The following is a 20,371-nucleotide window of genomic DNA, read 5'->3' on the forward strand; positions in this document are numbered from 1 at the left end:
CTACGTTAACTCTGGTAACTTTTGAAATGACAATTTATAATGTTTATCATTAGAAAAACTAATGAATAATAGTTATTTATCATTGTTGCTTATTTATGCATTTATTTTGAATGTTATTACACATAAAAGTTATGGTTAAAGGTGAATTTTGTCTAACAGGCTCCCGCCACTAAACGCTTTAAGAGCATTCGAGGCATCAGCAAGACAGTTGAGTTTTACTCGCGCTGCTGAAGAATTATTCGTCACTCAGGCGGCAATCAGTCATCAAATAAAATCGCTTGAAGATTTTTTAGGCATAAAGTTATTTATGCGTAAAAATCGTGCTTTGTTGCTTTCGGAAGAAGGACAAGCCTACTACCTTGATATTAAAGATGTCTTTAATGCCATTAACGAAGCAACTGAACGATTGTTTGCCCGTGGTGAGAAAGGAGCGATAACCGTTAGCACACAACCAAGCTTTGCTATTCAGTGGTTGGTGCCAAGATTAAATGCTTTTTATGCTTTACATCCTGATATTGATGTTCGCATTAAAGCGGTAGATCAACCTGAGAATTCATTGACGGGTGATGTTGATGTAGCGATATATTTTGGCCGCGGTCATTGGGCTGACATTGATGCAGAACAATTACAAAAAGAATACCTTATTCCTGTTTGTTCACCTTTATTGTTGCAAGGTAAAAAGCCACTCGATAAAGTCGAAGATTTGATCAACCATACTTTATTGCATGATACTTCTCGCCGTGACTGGAAACGATGGTTCAAACAAGTAAACGTTAAAGCAACCAACGTCAATCATGGACCCATATTCAGTCATTCCGCTATGGTTGTTCAGGCGGCAATGCATGGGCAAGGTGTCGCCTTAGCGCATAGTTTCCTGGCGAAACCTGATATTGATGCCGGTAGGCTTATATGTCCCTTTGAAGATGTTTTAGAAAGTAAAAATGCCTACTACGTCGTGTGTCGAGACCGGCAAGTTGATTTAGGTAAAATTGCAGCATTTCGTGAATGGGTGCTTGATACGGTTGCCCAAGACCAAGAAAAATTAAATGACCAATAAGATGATTAATCTCACTCCAGATATTTCAACTATTATCAGTACCGTAGCAAAGCCTAAAGCTTTGGTTGTTTTTGCTCATGGTGCGGGTGCCGATAAAAGTCATGAATTTATGGAACAAGTCAGTCTGGCTTTAAACCAAAAAAATATCAATGTATTGAGATTTAACTTTTCGTATATGGATGTTCGCTTGGCGCAAGGTAATCGTAGACCACCCGATAGAATGCCAAAATTACTGGAATGTTTTTCCACCGTTATTGATGGGTTAGAAAGTGATTTACCCCTTTTTATCGCCGGGAAATCAATGGGTGGACGTGTCGCTGCGACATTGGCTGGAGATAAAATAGCTAAGTTTTTAGGGGTAATGTGCTTAGGTTACCCGTTTCATCCACAAAAAAAACCTGAAAAATTAAGGTTGGCACCTTTGCAAGAAACACAAATGCCTATATTAATTTTACAGGGCACTCGAGATGCTTTAGGTAGCCAAGAAGAAATTGCACAATATGAATTTTCAGAGCGTTGCCACTGTATATTTTTTACTGATGGTGATCATAATTTGAAACCACGAATAAAGTCAGGTTTTACCCACGCTCAACACATACAATCGGCGGTTAATGAAATGGTGAAATTTATTGATGAGCATAAACCAGATGAAACATAGTTGTGTTTATAGAAATTACTTGACCGCCATTATGATATTTATTGGTATCAGTGGCTGTTTTTCTGTATTATTCGGCGCTTGGTTTGCTCATGCTGGGGCAAATTTGCCAAATGAAGTACAATCACGCCTTGCCAATGCATTGCAATATCAATTTTTTCATACTATAGCACTACTTACCGTGGCCATTTGGTTACAAGTTCTAATGAGTAAGCGTCATGGCGCTAAAGTAATTAATCTTTTATATTTATCAGCAAGCTTTTTTATAGCCGGGATTTTATTTTTTAGTGGTGTTTTGTATATAAAAACATTTTTTGATTTTACTGTTATTGGAAAAATAGTTCCCTTTGGTGGTATATCATTTGCGCTGGGTTGGTTGTGTATCAGCTGGGCGGGAATTAATAGTACTCTGTGTACTTTAAACACAGACCAAGATCGTTTGTAGGTAAATTAGTTATGACCTCTATTATATTATATTGTCGCCCAGGCTTTGAAAAAGAGTGTGGTGCAGAAATCCAAGAAAAAGCCGCGTGGAATGAAGTGTTTGGCTATTTACAGCTCACTAAAAACGAAGGTTTAGTCTATTTTCATTTAAACAATCCTCAAGACGGTGAAGTTTTAATGGAAAAAATCCCATTGCGCCGTCTGATATTCGCTCGTGATTGGTTTGTTACCGTAACAGATAAAATTGATTTACCTGATTACAATCGTGTTGAAGCTATTACCGAAGTTTTAGGTACCGAATGGCAATATGCTGATTTACGGATGGAAATGCTCGACACAAACGAAGGTAAAGAACTTTCAAAATTCTGTCGTAAGCTGTCTGTACCGCTTCGCCAGGCATTACGTAAGAATAAAATTCTTATGGAAAAAGGTGATAACGATGGCGCTATCTTACATGGTCTTTTTCTAAGTGGTAAAGAAGCTATTTTTGGTTTTTCATTAGCCGATAATAGCTCTGTTTATACTATGGGTATTCCAAGGTTGAAGTTTCCAAGCGCTTCACCGAGCCGTTCAACATTAAAATTAGATGAAGCTTTTCTACACTTTGTACCTCGCGATGAGTGGGACGAACGTTTAACATCAGGTCTTAAAGCCGTTGATTTAGGCGCTGCTCCTGGTGGTTGGACATATCAATTAGTACGTCGTGGTATGATGGTGACAGCTATTGATAATGGCGCTATGGCTGAGTCATTAATGGATACAGGGCAAGTTAAGCATCGTATGATGGACGGTTTTAAATATGTACCGATGAAGCAAAATGTTCATTGGTTAGTATGTGACATGATCGAAAAACCTCAGCGCGTTGCTAAGCTAATGGCTGAGTGGTTATTAAAAGGTTACTGTAAAGAAGCTATATTTAATTTAAAGTTGCCAATGAAAGGCCGTTATCAGGAAGTCACTAACGACTTACAAATACTTAAAGATGCTTTTAGTGAGCATAAAGTGAAGTATGAACTCTACGCTAAGCATCTTTATTATGACCGTGAAGAAATAACTGTTCATGCAAGATTATTATCTCCACCGCCAATGAAAGAAGAATAGTACGACTCTTCTTGCATTAAAAAACCGACGTAATGTCGGTTTTTTAATGTCTGTTACAAGCAGGTCTTTATAACAACTTCTAACCCGTTAGGTTTATAAGCGTTCTAATACCGCTTGGGTAAAATCAGTGGTGCCGTGAGTGCCGCCTAAATCGCGAGTCGTTCTATCACCTGTAGCAATAACATCTGTAATTGCATTACGGATCTTACTGGCTTTATCACCCATGTTTAAATATTCAAGCATTTGAATAGCGGCTAATATCACTGAGGTAGGGTTAGCTAAGTTTTTGCCTGCAATATCTGGTGCACTACCATGCACGGCTTCAAAAATAGCGCAGTCGCCACCAATGTTAGCGCCAGGAGCCATACCTAAGCCACCAACTAATCCTGCACACAAGTCAGATAAAATATCACCAAATAAGTTGGTTGTGACAATGACATCGAATTGCTCTGGGTTCATCACTAATTGCATACAACAATTATCAACGATCATTTCTGTCGATTCTATTTGTGGATAGCGGGCAGCAACCTCACGTGCAACTTTTAAAAACAAGCCAGAAGTTGATTTTAAAATATTCGCTTTATGAACAGCTGTTACTTTTTTTCTACCTTCTTTGATAGCCGTTTCATAGGCAAAAGTAAGAATGCGTTCAGCACCTTCACGGGTAATTAAACTTTTTGCTTCAGCAACTTCGCCATCATCAGACAATATTTGTCCTAAGCCTGAATACATACCTTCGGTGTTTTCACGTACCGTTATGATGTTTATGTCTTCGTAGCGGGCTTTAGTGCCTTTAAACGATATTACAGGACGAACATTTGCGTAGAGTTGGAAATGCTTACGCAAAGTAACATTGATCGAAGTAAAGCCTTCGCCAACTGGCGTGGTAAGTGGACCTTTAAGGGCGATTTTATTTTTTTGAATAAGCGCTAAGGTACTTTCTGGGATCAAGTCACCATGATTTTCAAGAGCAGTAAGACCGGCGTCAGCATATTCATATGCAAAATCACATCCGGCTTTGTCTAGTATTTTAATTGTAGCATCGATAATATCGGGACCAATGCCATCGCCGGGGATCACTGTTATGGTTTGTGTAGCCATTTTTCTGCCTTTCAAAAGAGTTTGTCAAATTAGGAAACGGGTGCTGTTATAGCACGCGGTACTTATGTAATCTAGGATAAAACCTTTCAGGCACCCTACATCGTTTGGTTTTACCTGATTGTGTTTTATAGTTGTTAGTATAAAGGATCGTTTATTAAAACGTTATTAGACTTTTGTTTTATTAAAGCTGCTTTCAGCGTTAGTTTATAGTTGCTGAAACTGTTCGTAAGCTGTGTTGCCAATAGCGATAAGTGAGCCATTTTTAAATAAAAGTGCGGTACATTCGTCTTGGGTAGTAAATCCATCCGATTTAACGTGTTGAGTACGATAAAATGTCACTTGAAAACTGTTTTCATTAACTTTTTTCGCCTCTGTTATATCTGGGCTGCCTAATTCTTCTATCGCTTGGTCGAAATTAAACTTTTCTAAGGTTAATTTACCTATGTATTGCTTGTTATATGATTCGCGATCACCCCATTCCATATCAGATGGACTGTCATCATAAAAGTTTACCACTAGGGCAACAAAAACACCGTAAATGGCTAATGCGATTAAGATACGAGAGATGACTTTCTTATTCATTTATTAAAATTTCCGTTAAATTGTTGATCAATATTGAAAGATGAAGCTTAACAACCGCTAATTATTTTAGTTAATTTATACAAAGTTTAATACAAATATTTTGTTCACCCCCCTAAGAATAAAGGCGAATATCTTTCAAATTAAAGCCCAGTGGTATGTCTTTTTTGAGCGTAATAAGCTCTTGGCTGAGTGCAATTTGTTCTTTATGTTCAGCAAGCTTATTGGCTAATGTTGCTTTAATATCAGTTGCTTCAAGTATACTTTTTAATGAGCCATACTGATTTAATAACTGTGCAGCAGTGACTTGTCCAATCCCCGCAACCCCTGGAATCTTATTGGTATTGTCACCGGTTAATGTCCATAAATCCATAAGCTGTTGTGGCTTAACATTGAATTTACTTAGTACAAAGTTAGTATCAAGATGGCGACGATTAAAGTGATCATAAACGCCGATATGTGGACCCAGTAATGAGAGAAAGCCTTTATCTGTCGAAACGATCGTGACATTTTGATCTTTTAATGCCATTTTTACTGCCAATGTTGCAATGATATCGTCAGCTTCATCTTCTTCTGGTATTAATGAATCGACTTGTTGCTTCATTAACTCATCTTGAATATCAGGAAGGCTGGCAGCCAAATGCGCTGCCATTTTTTTTCTGCCTTTCTTATAATCAGGGAATAGTTCGTAACGCCAACAAGGCTTTTCACTATCAAATACCGCTAAAACATGACTAGGTTGTAGATGTGCAAGTATTTTTGTTAACGCTTGTCCGCAAGCGATCTGGGTATTAAACAGGACTTGTTGTTTGGTGTTTTCTGCAAGCTCGTTATTAAAAAGAAAAGGACGCTCTTGTACTGCGTATATTCTCCTAATTAAATTCAACGCATCAATTAATACAAGATGTGCGGACATTCATTTACCCTTAAATTACTTTATAGCATGGTATATATTTACTGCCAGGTAGTTTCATTCGCTGTTGCTCAACAAATGACGCCAGTAAATTATCCATTAGTTTCATTATTTTTTTATCGCCAGATATTTCAAAGGGACCATTCTCTCTGATCGCTTTAATACCCTGCGATTTTACGTTACCCGCTACTATAGCAGAAAAAATACGGCGTAAGTTTGCTGCTAATGTCGCTTTGTCTAAATCATAGTTAATTGGCAGGTTAGCAATGTTCTCGTGCGTAGGTTCAAATGGCTGTTGAAAGTCGGGCTCAATCACTAAAGACCAGTTAAAATGGAAAGCATCACCCGTTTTTTTGCGATAAGTGATGACTTCATTTAATTTATGACGCATGGCTTTAGCCACTGCAATTGGGTCATCAACAATAATTTCATAAAGATTTTGTGCTTTTTCACCTAAAGTTGCGCCAATAAAGCGATCAATTTGAATAAAGTATTCTGCGCTCTCTTTAGGCCCAGTCAAAATAATAGGTAATTTTTGAGCTTCATTTTTGCTATTAAGCATAATACCTAAAATATAAAGCAATTCTTCGGCGGTTCCTGCGCCCCCAGGGAAAATAACAATACCATGTGACATTCGAACAAACGCTTCTAAGCGTTTTTCGATATCAGGCATGATAACTAATTCATTAACGATAGGATTAGGTGGCTCAGCCGCAATAATACTTGGTTCTGTTAAACCAATATAACGACCGTCTTTATTACGCTGTTTTGCATGAGCTATAGTTGCTCCTTTCATTGGACCTTTCATTGCACCTGGGCCACAGCCTGTACAGATATTAAAGCCTCGCAGGCCTAATTGATAACCCACTTCCTTAGTGTACTTGTACTCATTATCGTTTATAGAATGACCACCCCAACAAGTAACCAGATTAGGATCGCTTTCAGGGATAATAACATTCGCATTTCGTAAAATATCAAACGTGAGATCTGTTATTTGCTGAGTATGTTTAGCATCGGATTGGTATCGATTATGGGTAAAAAGAATATCGCGTAACACCGCTGATAACAGCTCTTGTATACCTTTTATTATTTTACCATCAACGAAGGCATCACCGGGTGGGTTTGTTAAAGCTAATTTTACCCCACGTTCACGGCGTAGAACTTGTATCTCAAAATCTTGAAATTTTTGATATATTTGTTCGGCATCATCGGTATGGCTGCCGGCATTTAATACGGCGAGTGAACAATTTCGATAGACTTGATAAGTTTTACTGTTCGCTGATTTTTGAAGTTGCTCTATTTCTGATTGCGAGAGCAGGTTCATATTGCCAACAGGATTTATTTGCGTATTCATCATTGAGCTCCTTCAGAAAAATGTAAAGCTAATAACTTGAAACGTGCCAAGGTTATTAGCTTTTTATGGGTAATTGCAGGAATAAACGGAATTTTTAGACGATATTTATAGGTAAACAACGTTGTTTTTGCCCTTCTCTTTGGCTTGATAAAGTGCACCATCTGCTCGTTCAAAAGCCATATGGACATTATCATCTTGTTTGATATGTGTAACACCAATAGAAATGGTGATGGTCACTTTATTACTTTTAAATTTAAAGGGTAATTTTGCGACTTGTAAGCGCAGTCGGTTAAGTTTATCAATTAAGTTTTCTTGATTGGTACCAGAGAATACGAGTACAAACTCTTCACCGCCATAACGTGCAATAAATGCGTCACTACCTATGTGTTTTTTTAAGGTACTAGAAATGACTTGTAAGGTTTTATCGCCAGCAGTGTGGCCGTAGGTATCATTAATACGCTTAAAGTTATCAAGGTCCATAACCACAATAGCCAAGTCGAAATTTTTATTATGAAAACGCACCATTTCTCTAGCGAAGTATTCATCAAATGCGGCGCGATTGTTGAGCTTAGTTAAGGCGTCTTGTAAGCTTCTGGCTTGTTGTTCTTGAATGCGTTTTTCAAAGTTTCGGCTTTGTCTTTCTAATAATTCGACCTTTTCAGTCATGGACGATAATTGACCGTGTAAAGCATCTTGTTGTTCACGTTCAAAGGTTGTTTTCTTTACAAGTGTACTGGCTATAAGTTTTAACTTAGCATTAATATCAACTTTAATATCCGCTAAAGACGTGGCTTTATCTAAACCATTAGCCATATCTACAATCTGTTTTTGCAACTGTTCATTTAATAAACCATGTTGTGATTGAGATTCTTTGCAACTGTTTAGTGTTGTTTTTACTGCGAACTGCACCGTTGTTAAGGTTTCGCTTAATGTTGAAAGAAATACTTTTGCAGTATTTCTTTCTTCGTTTAAATCTTCAATGATCACATCAAATACGGCCAATAAATTGTCCAGTAAGTTGTTGTTTGATATGCCTTCATTGAGCTGAGACTTAATCACAGCAATATCTTTTGCATGTTTATCTGAGACAACTAAGTCGGCAATAATTGTTTCAAAACGAGCGATGTATTTCAGCTCGGCATCGTTATTAACTTCAACCGTTTTTGTTGTTAAGTTCTGTTGTCCTAATAATCCCCCCACAGGAGCAGCGTCAATAAATTTTGCTGCTAAGGCGTCATCGTAAAAGGTTAATAACTGACTTAACAAGGGAACATATTGTATAACAGCATCTTTGGGATCTTTTGACTCCGTGATTAAACTACGTAACTTACGTCGTAAGTCAGCAGGTAAACCATTGATTTTTTGCAAAGCTAAACCAGCGATATGGAATCTTTCGTGCAATTGGTTAAGATTTGAAATGTTTATTTGAGATTGCTGTTGTAGTAAAAGTGAAGTTTCGGCTATGTGTGCTTGAATGTCAGCAAGTGGCGCCGACTGTTTGAGTAAAAGTCGTAACTTAGCCAACTTATTATCTAACGTAATATCCATGCCTTTGCATACAAGAGAAAGCTTTTCAATAAAGTTTATTAACAGTGAAGACTGTGAATTTAGATCTTTTTCTACGTCGGCACGTGAAGTAATGGCGAGTTCGAGTTTTTTCTTCAGTAATGTTATTTCTTTGTTGGCGGCTGGGTTGTTGCTCATAAAAAACTGTCTTCCGTAAAGTACTTTATCGGCTAATGGACTTGATAAATTTGCATTGAGTATAGCTAAATATAGTTCATATAAAAATGAACACACTTTTAAATTATATGACTTAATAGTAAACCTAAGATGCTAAAAAGTCAGCATTGATAATGATTTATAATTAATTTAACTCAAATAATGTTTATTGTCTTAGTGTTCTTCCTGTTGGTGCATGTAAGGTAGAGGTCGATCGAAATGGGTTTATGTCTAACCCGCCTCGTCTCGTGTAGCGCGCAAAAACAGTCAACTCAGTCACTTGACAATATTTCTTTAAATCACAATATATTCTTTCAACACATTGTTCGTGAAATTCATTATGTTGCCTAAATGATATTAAGTAAGCTAGCAAAGCGCTCGGTGAAATTTTTTGACCACTGTAGTGAATATAAATGCTTGCCCAATCGGGTTGGTTAGTAATTAAACAGTTAGATTTTAATAAATGGCTGACTAAAGATTCATTCTTGACCGTTTCCCCTGCAATATTTGCATTGTTGAGCAGCGTTGGATCAAGTTGATAGTTATCAATATCAAGTTCAACATCATCTATACATAGGGTGTTTTCAGAAAAAATTTGATGATTTATTTCCAGTGCAGGGCAATTATCAACAGGAAATAGCTTTACGCCTGCTTTGCCTTCAGCGGTATTGGATAGATCTTTAATTAAGCAATCTTCAACCGCTTGCCAAGATGAAAACCGACTCTGATTAAAGCTATTTAAATACAATTTAAATGACTTAGACTCAACTATGTTAGTGCTGGTGCAAGGAAAACGAAATTCTGCAACAGCAACAACGGGTTTACCTGTGCTATTGAGCCACGAAAGTTCATAGGCATACCAGACATCTTCGCCAATAAAGGGTAAGCTTTCAGCGTGAATAGCTAAACTGTCTCTATTTAAAGTTCGAGGTACCGCTTGCAAGAGTTCTGGGTTATATTCACTGCAATAATTAGTGGCTTTTCCAAGTGTTAATTGGCTTAATACTTTTGCGTTTTTATAATTTGTCATACAATGGCTAGTTTAGTCTATTGGCTATTTGTCGTTACATTTTAAAGGATCTTTTTAACAGATGAAATCATCACCATGCGAGTTAATGCAATCTTTATCATTATTTTCACAAAAATATTTATCACAATACCAAGAACGTTACCAGCATTTACCGCTTATAGAAAAAGACGAACAATGGCCTTCTCCATGTTTATCAGATGATTATGATGAAAATCATCAATATTGGCAGCCTTGTGAAATAAGCGACCCGATTAACTTTGATAATGTTGAAAAAGCGTTAGAAATAACAATACACGCGGATTTTAAAACCTATTTCACCAGTTTGTACAGCGACACCTTAGATGCAAGCTGTGAGGAAGGCGCTTTATCACTACTTTTTGCTTGGAGCAAAGATGACTTCCAACGTTTACAAGAGAATGTGATAGGGCATATATTAATGAAGCAGAAATTAAAGCAACCATTAACTTTATTTTTTGCCTTGACCGACGACGATAATATGATTTTAAGTGTCAACAATGACAACGGGGAGATCTGGGTCGAAAAAGTAGGTGCTAAAGCGCATAAGAAAGTGGCCGACTCATTGGTTAGCTTTATTAATATGCTCAGCCCTAGGATTCCTTAACTTATATTTTTTTTAGGCTAATGATCTGGGCTTTTAGCTCTGCTAATTCAGTTTCTATTGGCGCTAATGCCGTTGCTATTGCTTTAGCTATCACCATCTCTATTTCTGGAGAATTCAAGGCTAGCGTTTGATTTTTTTCAACATGCTTCTCAGTTTCACCGGTTAATGTGATCAGTTTAGGGTCATGGGTCCAATTTCTTAATATTGATATAAGGGTTGGCAGTGGAACTGGTCTTTTTAGCTTGGTTTTAAGCAAGGCTACCGTTGGCTTTTTACCTTGATTAGCTAATTGATTAGCGATGATTGTTATTTCGTCAGTTATGGTCATAAATTTATAATTACTTGTCAAAGAGGCTATGTTTTAGCGAATATCACAAAATATGTTCGCTGTGTTTACCTGGTTTTTATTTTATTTATATATATATCAATATGTTGCCAAGTTGGTTTATCCCTTGCTATTAAGTAAGTTGTAGACCAATAACGTTGTTTAAATTATATAAAATATTTACACATAAAATATTAATCAGGGAAACTTATGAAAAAATCAATTATAGCATTACTTATCGCAGCACCTTTAACTTTATCATTAACGGGATGTGTTATTGCTGTTGGTGGCGGTGATGAAGGGCATTCAATGTCAACTTCGTTTGGCGATCGTGAATATGAAAACCGTAAGAAAATTGACAAGATTCAATTAAATGCCAGCTATAGTGATGTTAAGCAAAAGCTAGGGCTTGGCGACTTCAATGAAAAATATCAAATAGACGGTAAAGAAATACAGGTGCTCTTTTATCGTACTCATCGCGTTCACAAAGATGACTTAACCACTAAGGACGAGTGTACATATTTACATTTTGTTGATGGTGTTTTATTAGAAACGGGTAATGGTGCAGATTATAGACGCAACATTTCAGGTTAATCGTTATTGCTAATAGTTAAAGGTAACCGCTAGTGCTACCTTTATAACTAAACCCTATGTTTTTACTATAACGGCACCTACTATAGACGGTTTATTATTAAATATTTGTCTTAATAAAATAGCTTGAAAGCGTTGGAGTTTTGTTTGACCTTATTCGTTTTTTACTGCTATGGTGATGAGATAAAAATAATAAACGCAAGGATGACAAGGTATGTCAGAAGTAATACGTGATAAAAAAAATCTTGATATAAAAGCCGCTTATTTGTCAGGCGAAGATTTAAAACTCGCTGCCTCTTTACTGTATCAAGCTTATCATGACGATCCTGTTTTTTTAGAAATATTTGCCAATGAAAACAATGATTACGAACAAAAGTTGCGTGCAGCCATTCGAGAAGAGTTAAGTGCTTTTTGGCATGCTAAACAACCTATGGTTGGCTTATACTTGGGGGAGGCAATGGTAGGTGTTGCTTGTTTAAATAGCCCAGATGAAAGTGTTAGTTCAGAGCGATTTTGGCACTGGCGTTTAAAGATGATGTTAGGTGCTGGCTACTTTAGTACCAAACAGATGATTGAAAAAGAAAAAACAGTACTTGCTGCTGTACCAATGAAGAAATTTCATATGCTTGCCTTTATTGCGATTCATCCTTTACATCAACATCATGGCTTTGGTCATTACCTTATGGCAGCCGTCAATACAATATTAGAAGAGCACTCTGCAAGTGAGGGGGTTGCTGTTTATGCGACAACAAAGAAATATCAACAATTTTTTAAGGAAGTTGATTATGAACTGGTTAAAGAGCTCTCTATTGGCAATGTTTCGGGTTCACTGATGGTTCATTACAGAAGTAAAAGTTAAACCGAATCTCTTCATCAACTCTAGATAAATGCCGAATTAATATTTGGTATTTTTTACTTAATTTAAAGTGTTTTTTTACTTGAGCTAAAAATCTAGCGGTTATATTTTAAAAGTGGCCAATGTTATATTTTACTGGTTAATCGAATTTTTGTGCTTTAACTATCTATTTTAGCTAACAAAAAATGTTCAAACACTAAGTGCAAGCTGTAGGGTTTTGCTCAATGTTTTTGTTAAGGATATTATTGTCAGTGAATAGCCGTTAATAGGACATGCATTGCAAAGTTAAGGAGTTTAGATGAAGTTTGAAGCAGCACAGGAAAATATGAGCTTTTCATATTTTGGTGGTGGAGTCGGAGTGTTAGTTTCTGGTTTAATTTGGTGTGCTGCAGGTTTAGTTGCATTAGTGCATTCGAATCAATTGAGTATGCTAGCATTGTTCTTTGGCGGTATGTTTATCCATCCGTTGGCGATGCTATTGTCAAAATACTTTAAACGTCCTGGCAATCACCATCCTGAAAATCCGCTTGGCAAACTGGCATTAGAAAGTACGATTATCTTATTTGTCGGTTTGTTTTTGGCTTTCTATGTAGCAAAGCTGCAAGTTGAATGGTTTTATCCAATCATGCTGATGATCATTGGTGTGCGTTATTTAGTGTTTAATACGCTGTATGGCTTAAAAATATATTGGCTTTTAGGAAGCGTGCTGATATTTTCAGGTATGCTATGTATATTGTTAGGTGCTAATTTTACCATTGGCGCATTTATTGGTGGAGCAACAGAAATTGTCTTCTCACTTGTGATCATTAATCAATCGAAATGTTTGGTTTTAAACGCCACTTAGTTGCTCACTCCCACCTCGCCATTATTTGATGATTTGTTGATCTCCACTAAGCACGATCTTTTATGCTATTGGCGGTGAACTGTCGTCAAATTATGCTTCATTTACCTTATCATTTTGGAAAAACAATGGAAGAACTCAATAAACAATTAGATTTTATTATTGAATTAGATAGGCTCAAAGGAATTTATCGACAAGCGCTGGTCAAGTCTGATAAAAATAGATTTGAGAACAGTGCAGAGCACAGTTGGCATATTTCATTAACGGCTGAAATACTTCAAGAATATGCGGTAGAAAAAGTCAATATAGCACGAGTGATGAGTATGTTACTTATTCACGATATTGTCGAGATAGATGCAGGGGATATGTTTGCTTTTTCCGATAAACAAGCACTAGCAGAGCAACAAGAAAAAGAAATTGCTGCAGCAACCCGTATTTTTGGTTTATTACCGGAAAAACAGTTTCAAGCTTTTAATGCCTTATGGTTAGAGTTCGAAAAAGCTGAAACTGTTGATGCTCGATTTGCTAAAGCCATAGACAGCGTTTTACCCTTTTTACAAAATATAAAGAATGAGGGTGGCAGTTGGGTTAAGCATAAGGTTAACAAATCACAGGTACTAAAACGTAATAGTTTTCTTGAAGGACTCGCTCCTCAGTTATGGTTATATGTTTGTCAGCAAATTGATAATGCGGTAGAGCAAGGTTGGTTGTTGGACGAGTAATCGGCATAGCTAGTCAGTAAAATATTACGCTGTTTAATTACACAAGCTATTATTTATATTGTCGATAATAATTGTTCGAGCAATTATTGCAACGTGGCATGCTCAAGGATAATGTAGTGAAAATATATGCGGATATTCAGTCAGGTAATTGTTATAAAATTAAGCTTGTCACCTCAATTTTAAAGATAGAGCATGAGTGGATTAATATTAATATACTTGCAGGCGAGAGTGGCACAACTTCATTTTTGAAAAAGAACCCAACAGGAAAAATCCCGTTACTTGAGCTCGATGACGGACGTTTTTTATCAGAATCTAACGCTATTTTGAACTACCTTGCCTCAGGTTCATCACTGTTACCTAAAGGTAGATTTGAAAATGCAAAGGTACAGCAGTGGCAATTTTTTGAACAATATAGCCATGAGCCATTTATTGCTGTTGCTAGGTTTATTGCTAAATATCTTGGTTTACCTGATAACCGTAAAGCGGAATATCAATCCAAACAAGAAGGGGGTCATAAAGCACTAAGAATTATGGAGAAGCAATTGAAAATGACACCTTATCTTGTCGGGAGCACATTGACTACCGCTGATATTTCACTTTATGGATATACACACGTAGCAGAAGAGGGTGGTTTTAATCTGCTTGAATATCCTGCTATTCAAATGTGGATCAATAGGGTACAAGCACACCCCAACTATACAGCTATGGCTTAACATCATTGTGGAAAACTATGAAGTTTGAGATAAAGATAACGTTTGCCAATACTGCAAAGCTATGCTGTTTATTACGGTATTCGAAAATTATTTACATAAGGATTAACTATGATAGATTTTAAAAACTCTTCGGTGTTCAAATTAAAACCAATAGAAATCCAAGATGCGAGAGAAGACTTTCACAAGTTTATGATTGAGGGGGAGTCAATTTTTGCGGCCTTTAAGAGTATTAGAGACCAAGTGGTATTCACGAATAAGCGCATTATTGCCGCCAACGTTCAGGGAATTACCGGTTCAAAGGTCGACTATACTTCTTTGCCTTATAGCAAAATACAGGCTTTTTCAGTTGAGTCTTCGGGCACATTAGATTTGGATTGTGAAATAGAAGTCTATGTCAGTGAACTCGGTATGGCTAAATTTGAGATTAAAGGTTCATTCGATCTTATCCAATTTAATCAGCATATTAGTCAACACGTACTTGCGTAAATTCATTGTTATTGACAAATTAATAGTGAGTTTTTTGGTTAATATTTTAGCTAACTACCCCTCTAACTATTAATAGCTATCACTAAGGCGAAATTATGAAACTGCTTTATGCTCACGAAAACCATTTTATGGTTAACAATGTTAAAAACCTTATTGAAGCACAACAAATAAGTTGCTTTATTAAAAATGAATTTGCTCAAGGAGCCGTAGGTGAAATATCAGCTTTTGATGCTTGGCCAGAAGTCTGGCTTGTTAATGAGGCTGATTTTGAACGTGCAACGACGATATTAATGTCATATCAGCAGGCTAACAAAGGCGAAGACTGGCTATGTAAAAGCTGCGCTGAAACAAATGATGCTTCCTTTGAGATATGCTGGAACTGTCAGCATGAACATAAAGAGTCGCTTTAAAGAAGTCTTTAAGTTCGAACATTGTTTTTATAATAATATATTAGCCAACAATTATCAGCGATTTCTTTAGGCTACTCACTTAGGGTATTGAAATGACACCAGGAATCAATGTAGCTAAAAAAAATAAAGTTTCACATAAAATACATGAGTATTCTCATGATGAAACCACGGAGTCCTATGGACTCGAAGCAGCCGAAAAATTAGGTGTCATCGAACAACGAATATTCAAAACTTTAGTGGTAATGCTAGATGATAAAACCTTAGCCGTAGGTATTATTCCGGTTTCCGCTATGCTTAGTATGAAGCTTATTGCAAAAGCTGTTGGAGCTAAAAAAGCTAATATGGCTGATAAGTCTGATGTTGAACGTTCAACGGGGTATGTTCTTGGAGGAGTAAGCCCACTTGGGCAAAAAAAAGCACTGAGAACAATTGTTGACGCCTCAGCTAACCATTACGCCTCTATCTATGTCAGTGCAGGCCGGCGAGGATTAGAAATAGAATTGAGCCCCGCCGACTTAATAAAGCTCACGAATGGAATGCTGGCGAAAATATGTCAGTGATATCATTAATAAGTTATTAAAAATAATAACTTAAGTTTCGATTACTCAGTCTTTTATTCAGTATTTTACTCAGTTTTACTGGAATACCACTGATTTTCATAGGCTAAACTTCCCCATAAAGCATGGGCTAAAGCGATCTCAGCAAGTTTCGCGTTAATTGCTTTAGGTTCTAGTTTCTTTTTCTTTAAAGAATAGTCAAAATTTACTGGTGGCTTTTGTGGTTGCAGTATTGTGACATCCTCATCGGTCATATAGGCAAAGTTATCGGCATATTGCATCATTGCCCTTCCTTTGACCTGGGTATTATTTAAATCACGGCCAATCATAGGGGAATCGTTAGTTACGCCCATTAAGGACAGCAAGGTCGATTTGACTTACAATTCTTTCATCAGATAAATGTTTATTGCCTGAATTAAGAATAACGCCTGGAATATGGAAATTTTTAATAGGAACAAGGTCGTTTCCTAACGCTCTAGCATCATGGTCAGCAACAATAATAAATATAGTGTCTTGCCAATAGGGTTGTTTTTTTGCTTGGTCGATAAACTTACCCAGAGCATAGTCTGCATATTGGATCGCCTGATGGCGCAATAGTTCTTTTGAATCGTACTGAGCTAATTGCGCTGTTGAATATGCTAGTGGCGTTATTTTACCTGAGGGTATTTCAAAAGGATCATGATTGCTGGATGAAAAAATAAAACTTAGAAAAGGTTTATCACCTTTGTGTAATTTGCTTAATTCGATATCAGCTTGATTAAACAAGTCTTCATCACTGGCTCCCCACGAACCGACAAACTGAGGGTTTTGTATTTTGTTAAAATCAACAATATCGCTAAAGCCATTGCCTAAAAAGAAACCTTTCATATTATCAAAATGGCTTTCACCACCATAAATAAATTGTGTAGTGTAATTATTTCTCTCAAGTAAACTTGCGATGGTGAAGAAGCCATGCTGAGATTTATCAAGCTTGACTACTGCTCGAGCTGGCGTTGGTGTGAACCCAGTAATAACCGCTTCAATGCCCCTTACAGACCGTGTACCGGTAGCATATAAATTTTTGAACGCCCAGCCTTCAGTATTTAATTTATCAATTTCAGGCGTAAGTGGTAACCCTCCTAATGAAGAAAAAAATTGTGCGCCTAAACTCTCTTCTAAAATTATCACTAAATTTTTAGGTTTTCCTTGGTAAACCGGTGCTCTAGCACTAAAAGAAGGTTGCGCATTATTATTAAAAACTTGTGTATTTAAGCCAGTCTCCTGGCGAACAAGTTTAATCACTTGTTCTGTGGCCATAGTGCCATAAAGTTTTGACGCATATTTTTCATTACCGAATTGTTTATAAGCATGAGCAACACTATAGATTGAATTTAAGGTTAATGAATTAATCAGTGGGTCGGTAGAAAAATAAACGAATGACGGGTTAATAGGGCGATGACCTACAGTACCTCTGGCACAGAGAAAAAGGACAATAAAGAGCATAATAAATGATACGGATGATGATGGCAGCGTTACAGCAATGATGGGTTTGTTGGTACGAGTGAGTTTACCGACCGTGCGCCAAATAAACGGACTAGACACTATTATTAAGGTACATACCACGACTATGGTCAATAAGTGTCCATTGAATAACATTTTCATGACTTCATCAGGATAAGCTAAATATTCGATGAATAACCTGTTAGGTCTAAATCCATATTCATTAATAAATGCAGGCGTGGCAAGCTCAAAAAAGAGCACGGCCATAAAAATAAAGAAAAATATTGCTCTTAACGCGCTAAGCCATGTGCTTTGCAACTTAGACAGCATTAGCAAGGGATGAACTATTCCAGGTAAAATTAATAGATAACCTAGCGTGCTTAAGTCGATTTTTAGCCCATTAAGTATCAGGGTAACCATACTGCTAAAATCGGTAAAACGTTCAATTTGCCAAACCGCAAAGCCAAGCCTAGCGACAAAAAGTGTAAAAATTAATAATAGTGCAAACAATAAAAATGGACGAACTAAAGCGGTTGTAGAGGTAAACATCGTTATTAATATCTCTAATAAAACACGATACTTACCTTAAAATATAAAACTTAAGGAAAGCTTAAGTTAAACTGAAGTTAAGCTTTTATGAGCATTACAGAAGTATTATTAGCCAAATGCTACTGGCGACAATAAGGCTGATCATCACTGCTGCAGATCCTAAGTCTTTTGCAAGCCCCGACAATGGATGAATTTCTAAACCAACCCTGTCAACAACAGCCTCTATGGCGGTATTTATTATTTCTGTAAATATAATAAAGAGGATCGCCAGGACTAATATCACTTGTTCTTTGAAGCTTATATCAAATACAAAAGACAGTGGTATGGCAATAATAAGCAGTAAAAGCTCTTGTCTAAACGCTGACTCATTGGCGTAAAGCCATTTAAATGCGCGTAGTGAATTTAAAGCCGCTAAATAGACTCTATGCAACCCTTTGGGTTTATTTATATTGTCAAACACTAGTCTTGAATCTCCATCGATTTGTCTTGGGTTATAGTGGTGCGTGCTATAGCACCTTGTGATTTACACGCCAGAAAAGGGTCATTATCAATATAATATGCTTTTGTTCGCACTGACATAATACTAAGTAAAGTGTCAAAAACATTGTCATGAGTTATAGGTGATTTTGCTGAGGTTTTCAAGCAATTAAGGTCAAAGTCATTTTGCATTGGGTCGTTCCAATAGATCATAGGTACATGGGTTTGCTCCTCTGGAGCGAAGGCGTAGGGCAAGCCATGTAAATAAAGCCCATTCTCACCAAGTGATTCGCCATGGTCTGAAATATAAAGCAAAGAAGTTTCAATATCATTTTTCTCAGCCACATGATTTAACTCATTAATAATTTTTGAGAGTACCAAATCGGTATAAGCGATAGTGTTGTCATAACTGTTAATAAGTTGCTCTTGTGTACAGTTTTGAATATCGCTGCGTTGACAATCAGGAGTGAAAATACGTTTGTTTTTAGGGTAGCGTTTAAAATAAGTGGGTCCGTGAGAGCCAATCATATGCAGTATGATCATGGTGTTTTTATGGGTTAGTCCATTGAGCTTACTTTTTAAGGGCGCTAAAAGTGCTTCGTCATAGCAGTACTCACCATCACACAAAGGGTTTGATTGGTTAGTGTCTATCTGTTTCGTTTTTACCCGCGTACAAACGCCTTTACAACTGCCGTTATTATTACTTATCCATAAAACGTCAGCCCCCGCTAAGTGGATAATATCTACAACATTTTGTTGTGCCATCGCAACACGTTTGTCATAACCCGCTTTATTTAATCTTGAAAACATACAGGGGACAGAAACAGCCGTTGCCGTTCCACATGAACTCATCTTTGAGAATGAGACAACTCCTTGTTTTTCGGTATATGGGTTAGTCCGTTTACTATAGCCATTTAGTGAAAAACTTTGCGCGCGAGCTGTTTCTCCTAACACCATTACGGTGACACGCTTTTTCTGACTATCACGCACTATTGATGGTGTTGTATCTAAGACCTTAAATTCTAATGGTGGGTAAAAATAGTGATTTCGGACAAATTTGAATGACGAAACCATCATTTTATAAGGGATGATGTAGGTAATAAGGTCTTTATTATTTCTGCCAACAGCCGCGTAATTTGAATAGAAAAAAACGCCTATTAAAAAGACAGAGATAAGACTTAAGCTAATGATTTTTAGTCGACTTAACAGTTCTTTTAAAAAGGGCTTATAAATTAATTGTACCGAATAAATAATGAAAGAGGGGAGTAATCCAAAAAATATAAAGAATATAATAGCGTGAAAATTTATGTAGGACCACGCTTCAGCCGTGTCGGTTTCTATAGTATTTTGTACCATACCGTAATCAAAAACGATCCCGTATGAAATGGTGCCATAAAATATTAAAGCAGAACAAATGACCGTAGCGATCAACAAAGGTTTAGTTAACCATCTAAAAGAAAAAAGCCCTTGAATGATAATGGTTAAGGCTAATAGAAATATCGGCAATGACACCAGAAAGAATAAATTATAGTTATCGAGCGCGGTAATAATCGTTGTGGATTTGATCAAAAAAGGCAAATTCAAGATCAGTGCTATATAACAGCTGGTAAAAAACAATAATTGATTCGTTGTTAATTTTATATTGTTGAAATAAGAAATATATTTAATTATTAAATTCATAAAAACACCTATGGGTTAGTGTCTTTATAGTAATTATACAAACTTAAGTTTCGCTTAGACTAAACTGAAAATAGCCTTTAAGATAAAAATCAATTTACCTTGGACGT

Annotated in this window: 22 protein-coding genes and 1 pseudogene; 13 read left to right on the forward strand and 10 right to left on the reverse strand. The window is 36.7% G+C overall.

Annotated features, from left to right (window positions below):
* Positions 1 to 148: 148 nt before the first annotated feature.
* The 4 genes from A3Q34_RS15885 to rlmM are packed head-to-tail and all read left to right on the forward strand — an operon-like array spanning position 149 to position 3,257.
* Complete coding sequence (locus tag A3Q34_RS15885; RefSeq protein WP_070376243.1) at positions 149 to 1,057, forward strand: transcriptional regulator GcvA; 909 nt, start codon at positions 149 to 151, stop codon at positions 1,055 to 1,057.
* Positions 1,047 to 1,715 (forward strand): alpha/beta family hydrolase, encoded by a 669-nt coding sequence (locus A3Q34_RS15890; RefSeq protein ID WP_197517607.1) that lies wholly within the window; start codon positions 1,047 to 1,049, stop codon positions 1,713 to 1,715. The genes A3Q34_RS15885 and A3Q34_RS15890 overlap by 11 nt, the downstream gene beginning before the upstream one ends.
* On the forward strand, positions 1,690 to 2,157 hold the full coding sequence (locus tag A3Q34_RS15895) for a DUF423 domain-containing protein (RefSeq protein WP_231907483.1): 468 nt from the start codon (positions 1,690 to 1,692) through the stop codon (positions 2,155 to 2,157). Before A3Q34_RS15890 ends, A3Q34_RS15895 begins: the two co-directional genes overlap by 26 nt.
* 11 nt (positions 2,158 to 2,168) lie before the next feature.
* Positions 2,169 to 3,257, forward strand: a complete 1,089-nt coding sequence (rlmM, locus tag A3Q34_RS15900) for a 23S rRNA (cytidine(2498)-2'-O)-methyltransferase RlmM (protein ID WP_070376245.1) — start codon at positions 2,169 to 2,171, stop codon at positions 3,255 to 3,257.
* Between the two features lie 93 nt (positions 3,258 to 3,350).
* Here the strand turns inward: rlmM and A3Q34_RS15905 are convergent, their stop codons facing one another.
* From A3Q34_RS15905 to queF, 6 genes are all read right to left on the reverse strand, one after another.
* Positions 3,351 to 4,358, reverse strand: coding sequence for an isocitrate dehydrogenase (locus A3Q34_RS15905; RefSeq protein ID WP_070376246.1), 1,008 nt, complete (start codon positions 4,356 to 4,358; stop codon positions 3,351 to 3,353).
* A 204-nt stretch (positions 4,359 to 4,562) separates the two neighbouring features.
* Entirely contained in the window at positions 4,563 to 4,940 is a 378-nt protein-coding gene (locus tag A3Q34_RS15910) for a DUF3192 domain-containing protein (RefSeq protein WP_070376247.1), read from the reverse strand.
* 112 nt (positions 4,941 to 5,052) lie between these two features.
* Positions 5,053 to 5,853, reverse strand: a complete 801-nt coding sequence (gene xni, locus A3Q34_RS15915; protein ID WP_070376248.1) for a flap endonuclease Xni — start codon at positions 5,851 to 5,853, stop codon at positions 5,053 to 5,055.
* Positions 5,854 to 5,863: 10 nt separating this feature from the next.
* Entirely contained in the window at positions 5,864 to 7,204 is a 1,341-nt protein-coding gene (gene ppnN, locus A3Q34_RS15920) for a nucleotide 5'-monophosphate nucleosidase PpnN (RefSeq protein WP_070376249.1), read from the reverse strand.
* A gap of 105 nt (positions 7,205 to 7,309) precedes the next feature.
* Positions 7,310 to 8,908 carry a GGDEF domain-containing protein gene (locus tag A3Q34_RS15925; protein WP_070376250.1) on the reverse strand — a complete coding sequence of 533 codons (1,599 nt, stop codon included), beginning with the start codon at positions 8,906 to 8,908 and terminating at the stop codon, positions 7,310 to 7,312.
* Between the two features lie 184 nt (positions 8,909 to 9,092).
* Entirely contained in the window at positions 9,093 to 9,956 is an 864-nt protein-coding gene (gene queF, locus A3Q34_RS15930; protein ID WP_070376251.1) for an NADPH-dependent 7-cyano-7-deazaguanine reductase QueF, read from the reverse strand.
* Positions 9,957 to 10,017: 61 nt separating this feature from the next.
* Between queF and syd the strand changes: the two genes are divergently transcribed.
* A complete protein-coding gene (gene syd / locus A3Q34_RS15935; RefSeq protein ID WP_070376252.1) occupies positions 10,018 to 10,578 on the forward strand; it encodes a SecY-interacting protein in 561 nt (186 codons plus the stop codon).
* A 1-nt stretch (position 10,579) separates the two neighbouring features.
* On the opposite strand, the gene A3Q34_RS15940 is transcribed toward syd, so the two are convergent.
* Positions 10,580 to 10,906, reverse strand: coding sequence for a hypothetical protein (locus tag A3Q34_RS15940; RefSeq protein ID WP_070376253.1), 327 nt, complete (start codon positions 10,904 to 10,906; stop codon positions 10,580 to 10,582).
* Positions 10,907 to 11,113: 207 nt separating this feature from the next.
* Here A3Q34_RS15940 and A3Q34_RS15945 point away from each other — a divergent pair, with 207 nt between their 5' ends.
* From A3Q34_RS15945 to ybaK, 8 genes are all read left to right on the forward strand, one after another.
* Entirely contained in the window at positions 11,114 to 11,497 is a 384-nt protein-coding gene (locus A3Q34_RS15945) for a DUF3192 domain-containing protein (RefSeq protein ID WP_070376254.1), read from the forward strand.
* Between the two features lie 211 nt (positions 11,498 to 11,708).
* Entirely contained in the window at positions 11,709 to 12,353 is a 645-nt protein-coding gene (locus tag A3Q34_RS15950) for a GNAT family N-acetyltransferase (RefSeq protein WP_070376255.1), read from the forward strand.
* 295 nt (positions 12,354 to 12,648) lie between these two features.
* Positions 12,649 to 13,194 carry a DUF7010 family protein gene (locus A3Q34_RS15955; RefSeq protein ID WP_070376256.1) on the forward strand — a complete coding sequence of 182 codons (546 nt, stop codon included), beginning with the start codon at positions 12,649 to 12,651 and terminating at the stop codon, positions 13,192 to 13,194.
* A gap of 125 nt (positions 13,195 to 13,319) precedes the next feature.
* Positions 13,320 to 13,913 (forward strand): HD domain-containing protein, encoded by a 594-nt coding sequence (locus A3Q34_RS15960; protein WP_070376257.1) that lies wholly within the window; start codon positions 13,320 to 13,322, stop codon positions 13,911 to 13,913.
* A gap of 116 nt (positions 13,914 to 14,029) precedes the next feature.
* Complete coding sequence (locus A3Q34_RS15965) at positions 14,030 to 14,626, forward strand: glutathione S-transferase family protein (protein WP_070376258.1); 597 nt, start codon at positions 14,030 to 14,032, stop codon at positions 14,624 to 14,626.
* 108 nt (positions 14,627 to 14,734) lie between these two features.
* Positions 14,735 to 15,112, forward strand: a complete 378-nt coding sequence (locus A3Q34_RS15970) for a PH domain-containing protein (RefSeq protein WP_070376259.1) — start codon at positions 14,735 to 14,737, stop codon at positions 15,110 to 15,112.
* 95 nt (positions 15,113 to 15,207) lie between these two features.
* A complete protein-coding gene (locus tag A3Q34_RS15975) occupies positions 15,208 to 15,522 on the forward strand; it encodes a putative signal transducing protein (protein WP_070376260.1) in 315 nt (104 codons plus the stop codon).
* A gap of 92 nt (positions 15,523 to 15,614) precedes the next feature.
* Complete coding sequence (gene ybaK / locus A3Q34_RS15980; protein WP_070376261.1) at positions 15,615 to 16,082, forward strand: Cys-tRNA(Pro) deacylase; 468 nt, start codon at positions 15,615 to 15,617, stop codon at positions 16,080 to 16,082.
* Positions 16,083 to 16,147: 65 nt separating this feature from the next.
* Here the strand turns inward: ybaK and A3Q34_RS15985 are convergent.
* From A3Q34_RS15985 to A3Q34_RS15995, 3 genes and pseudogenes are all read right to left on the reverse strand, one after another.
* A pseudogene (locus A3Q34_RS15985) lies at positions 16,148 to 18,107 on the reverse strand (LTA synthase family protein).
* 94 nt (positions 18,108 to 18,201) lie between these two features.
* Positions 18,202 to 18,567 (reverse strand): diacylglycerol kinase, encoded by a 366-nt coding sequence (locus tag A3Q34_RS15990; protein WP_070376262.1) that lies wholly within the window; start codon positions 18,565 to 18,567, stop codon positions 18,202 to 18,204.
* Positions 18,567 to 20,264: a phosphoethanolamine transferase gene (locus A3Q34_RS15995; protein WP_331710925.1), complete on the reverse strand. Its 1,698-nt coding sequence runs from the start codon at positions 20,262 to 20,264 to the stop codon at positions 18,567 to 18,569. Before A3Q34_RS15995 ends, A3Q34_RS15990 begins: the two co-directional genes overlap by 1 nt.
* Between the last annotated feature and the right edge of the window lie 107 nt (positions 20,265 to 20,371).

Source organism: Colwellia sp. PAMC 20917, assembly GCF_001767295.1.
Lineage (GTDB): Bacteria > Pseudomonadota > Gammaproteobacteria > Enterobacterales > Alteromonadaceae > Colwellia_A.

Excerpts from the sequence above, each read along its gene's own strand:
- A3Q34_RS15955 (WP_070376256.1), top strand. The coding sequence starts at position 12,649 with ATGAAGTTTGAAGCAGCACAGGAAAATATGAGCTTTTCATATTTTGGT.
- A3Q34_RS15970 (WP_070376259.1), top strand. The coding sequence starts at position 14,735 with ATGATAGATTTTAAAAACTCTTCGGTGTTCAAATTAAAACCAATAGAA.
- A3Q34_RS15995 (WP_331710925.1), bottom strand. The coding sequence starts at position 20,264 with ATGAATTTAATAATTAAATATATTTCTTATTTCAACAATATAAAATTA.
- A3Q34_RS15950 (WP_070376255.1), top strand. The coding sequence starts at position 11,709 with ATGTCAGAAGTAATACGTGATAAAAAAAATCTTGATATAAAAGCCGCT.
- xni (WP_070376248.1), bottom strand. The coding sequence starts at position 5,853 with ATGTCCGCACATCTTGTATTAATTGATGCGTTGAATTTAATTAGGAGA.
- rlmM (WP_070376245.1), top strand. The coding sequence starts at position 2,169 with ATGACCTCTATTATATTATATTGTCGCCCAGGCTTTGAAAAAGAGTGT.
- A3Q34_RS15910 (WP_070376247.1), bottom strand. The coding sequence starts at position 4,940 with ATGAATAAGAAAGTCATCTCTCGTATCTTAATCGCATTAGCCATTTAC.
- queF (WP_070376251.1), bottom strand. The coding sequence starts at position 9,956 with ATGACAAATTATAAAAACGCAAAAGTATTAAGCCAATTAACACTTGGA.
- A3Q34_RS15960 (WP_070376257.1), top strand. The coding sequence starts at position 13,320 with ATGGAAGAACTCAATAAACAATTAGATTTTATTATTGAATTAGATAGG.
- A3Q34_RS15905 (WP_070376246.1), bottom strand. The coding sequence starts at position 4,358 with ATGGCTACACAAACCATAACAGTGATCCCCGGCGATGGCATTGGTCCC.
- A3Q34_RS15975 (WP_070376260.1), top strand. The coding sequence starts at position 15,208 with ATGAAACTGCTTTATGCTCACGAAAACCATTTTATGGTTAACAATGTT.
- A3Q34_RS15925 (WP_070376250.1), bottom strand. The coding sequence starts at position 8,908 with ATGAGCAACAACCCAGCCGCCAACAAAGAAATAACATTACTGAAGAAA.
- ppnN (WP_070376249.1), bottom strand. The coding sequence starts at position 7,204 with ATGAATACGCAAATAAATCCTGTTGGCAATATGAACCTGCTCTCGCAA.
- A3Q34_RS15890 (WP_197517607.1), top strand. The coding sequence starts at position 1,047 with ATGACCAATAAGATGATTAATCTCACTCCAGATATTTCAACTATTATC.
- A3Q34_RS15940 (WP_070376253.1), bottom strand. The coding sequence starts at position 10,906 with ATGACCATAACTGACGAAATAACAATCATCGCTAATCAATTAGCTAAT.
- A3Q34_RS15945 (WP_070376254.1), top strand. The coding sequence starts at position 11,114 with ATGAAAAAATCAATTATAGCATTACTTATCGCAGCACCTTTAACTTTA.
- A3Q34_RS15895 (WP_231907483.1), top strand. The coding sequence starts at position 1,690 with ATGAGCATAAACCAGATGAAACATAGTTGTGTTTATAGAAATTACTTG.
- ybaK (WP_070376261.1), top strand. The coding sequence starts at position 15,615 with ATGACACCAGGAATCAATGTAGCTAAAAAAAATAAAGTTTCACATAAA.
- syd (WP_070376252.1), top strand. The coding sequence starts at position 10,018 with ATGAAATCATCACCATGCGAGTTAATGCAATCTTTATCATTATTTTCA.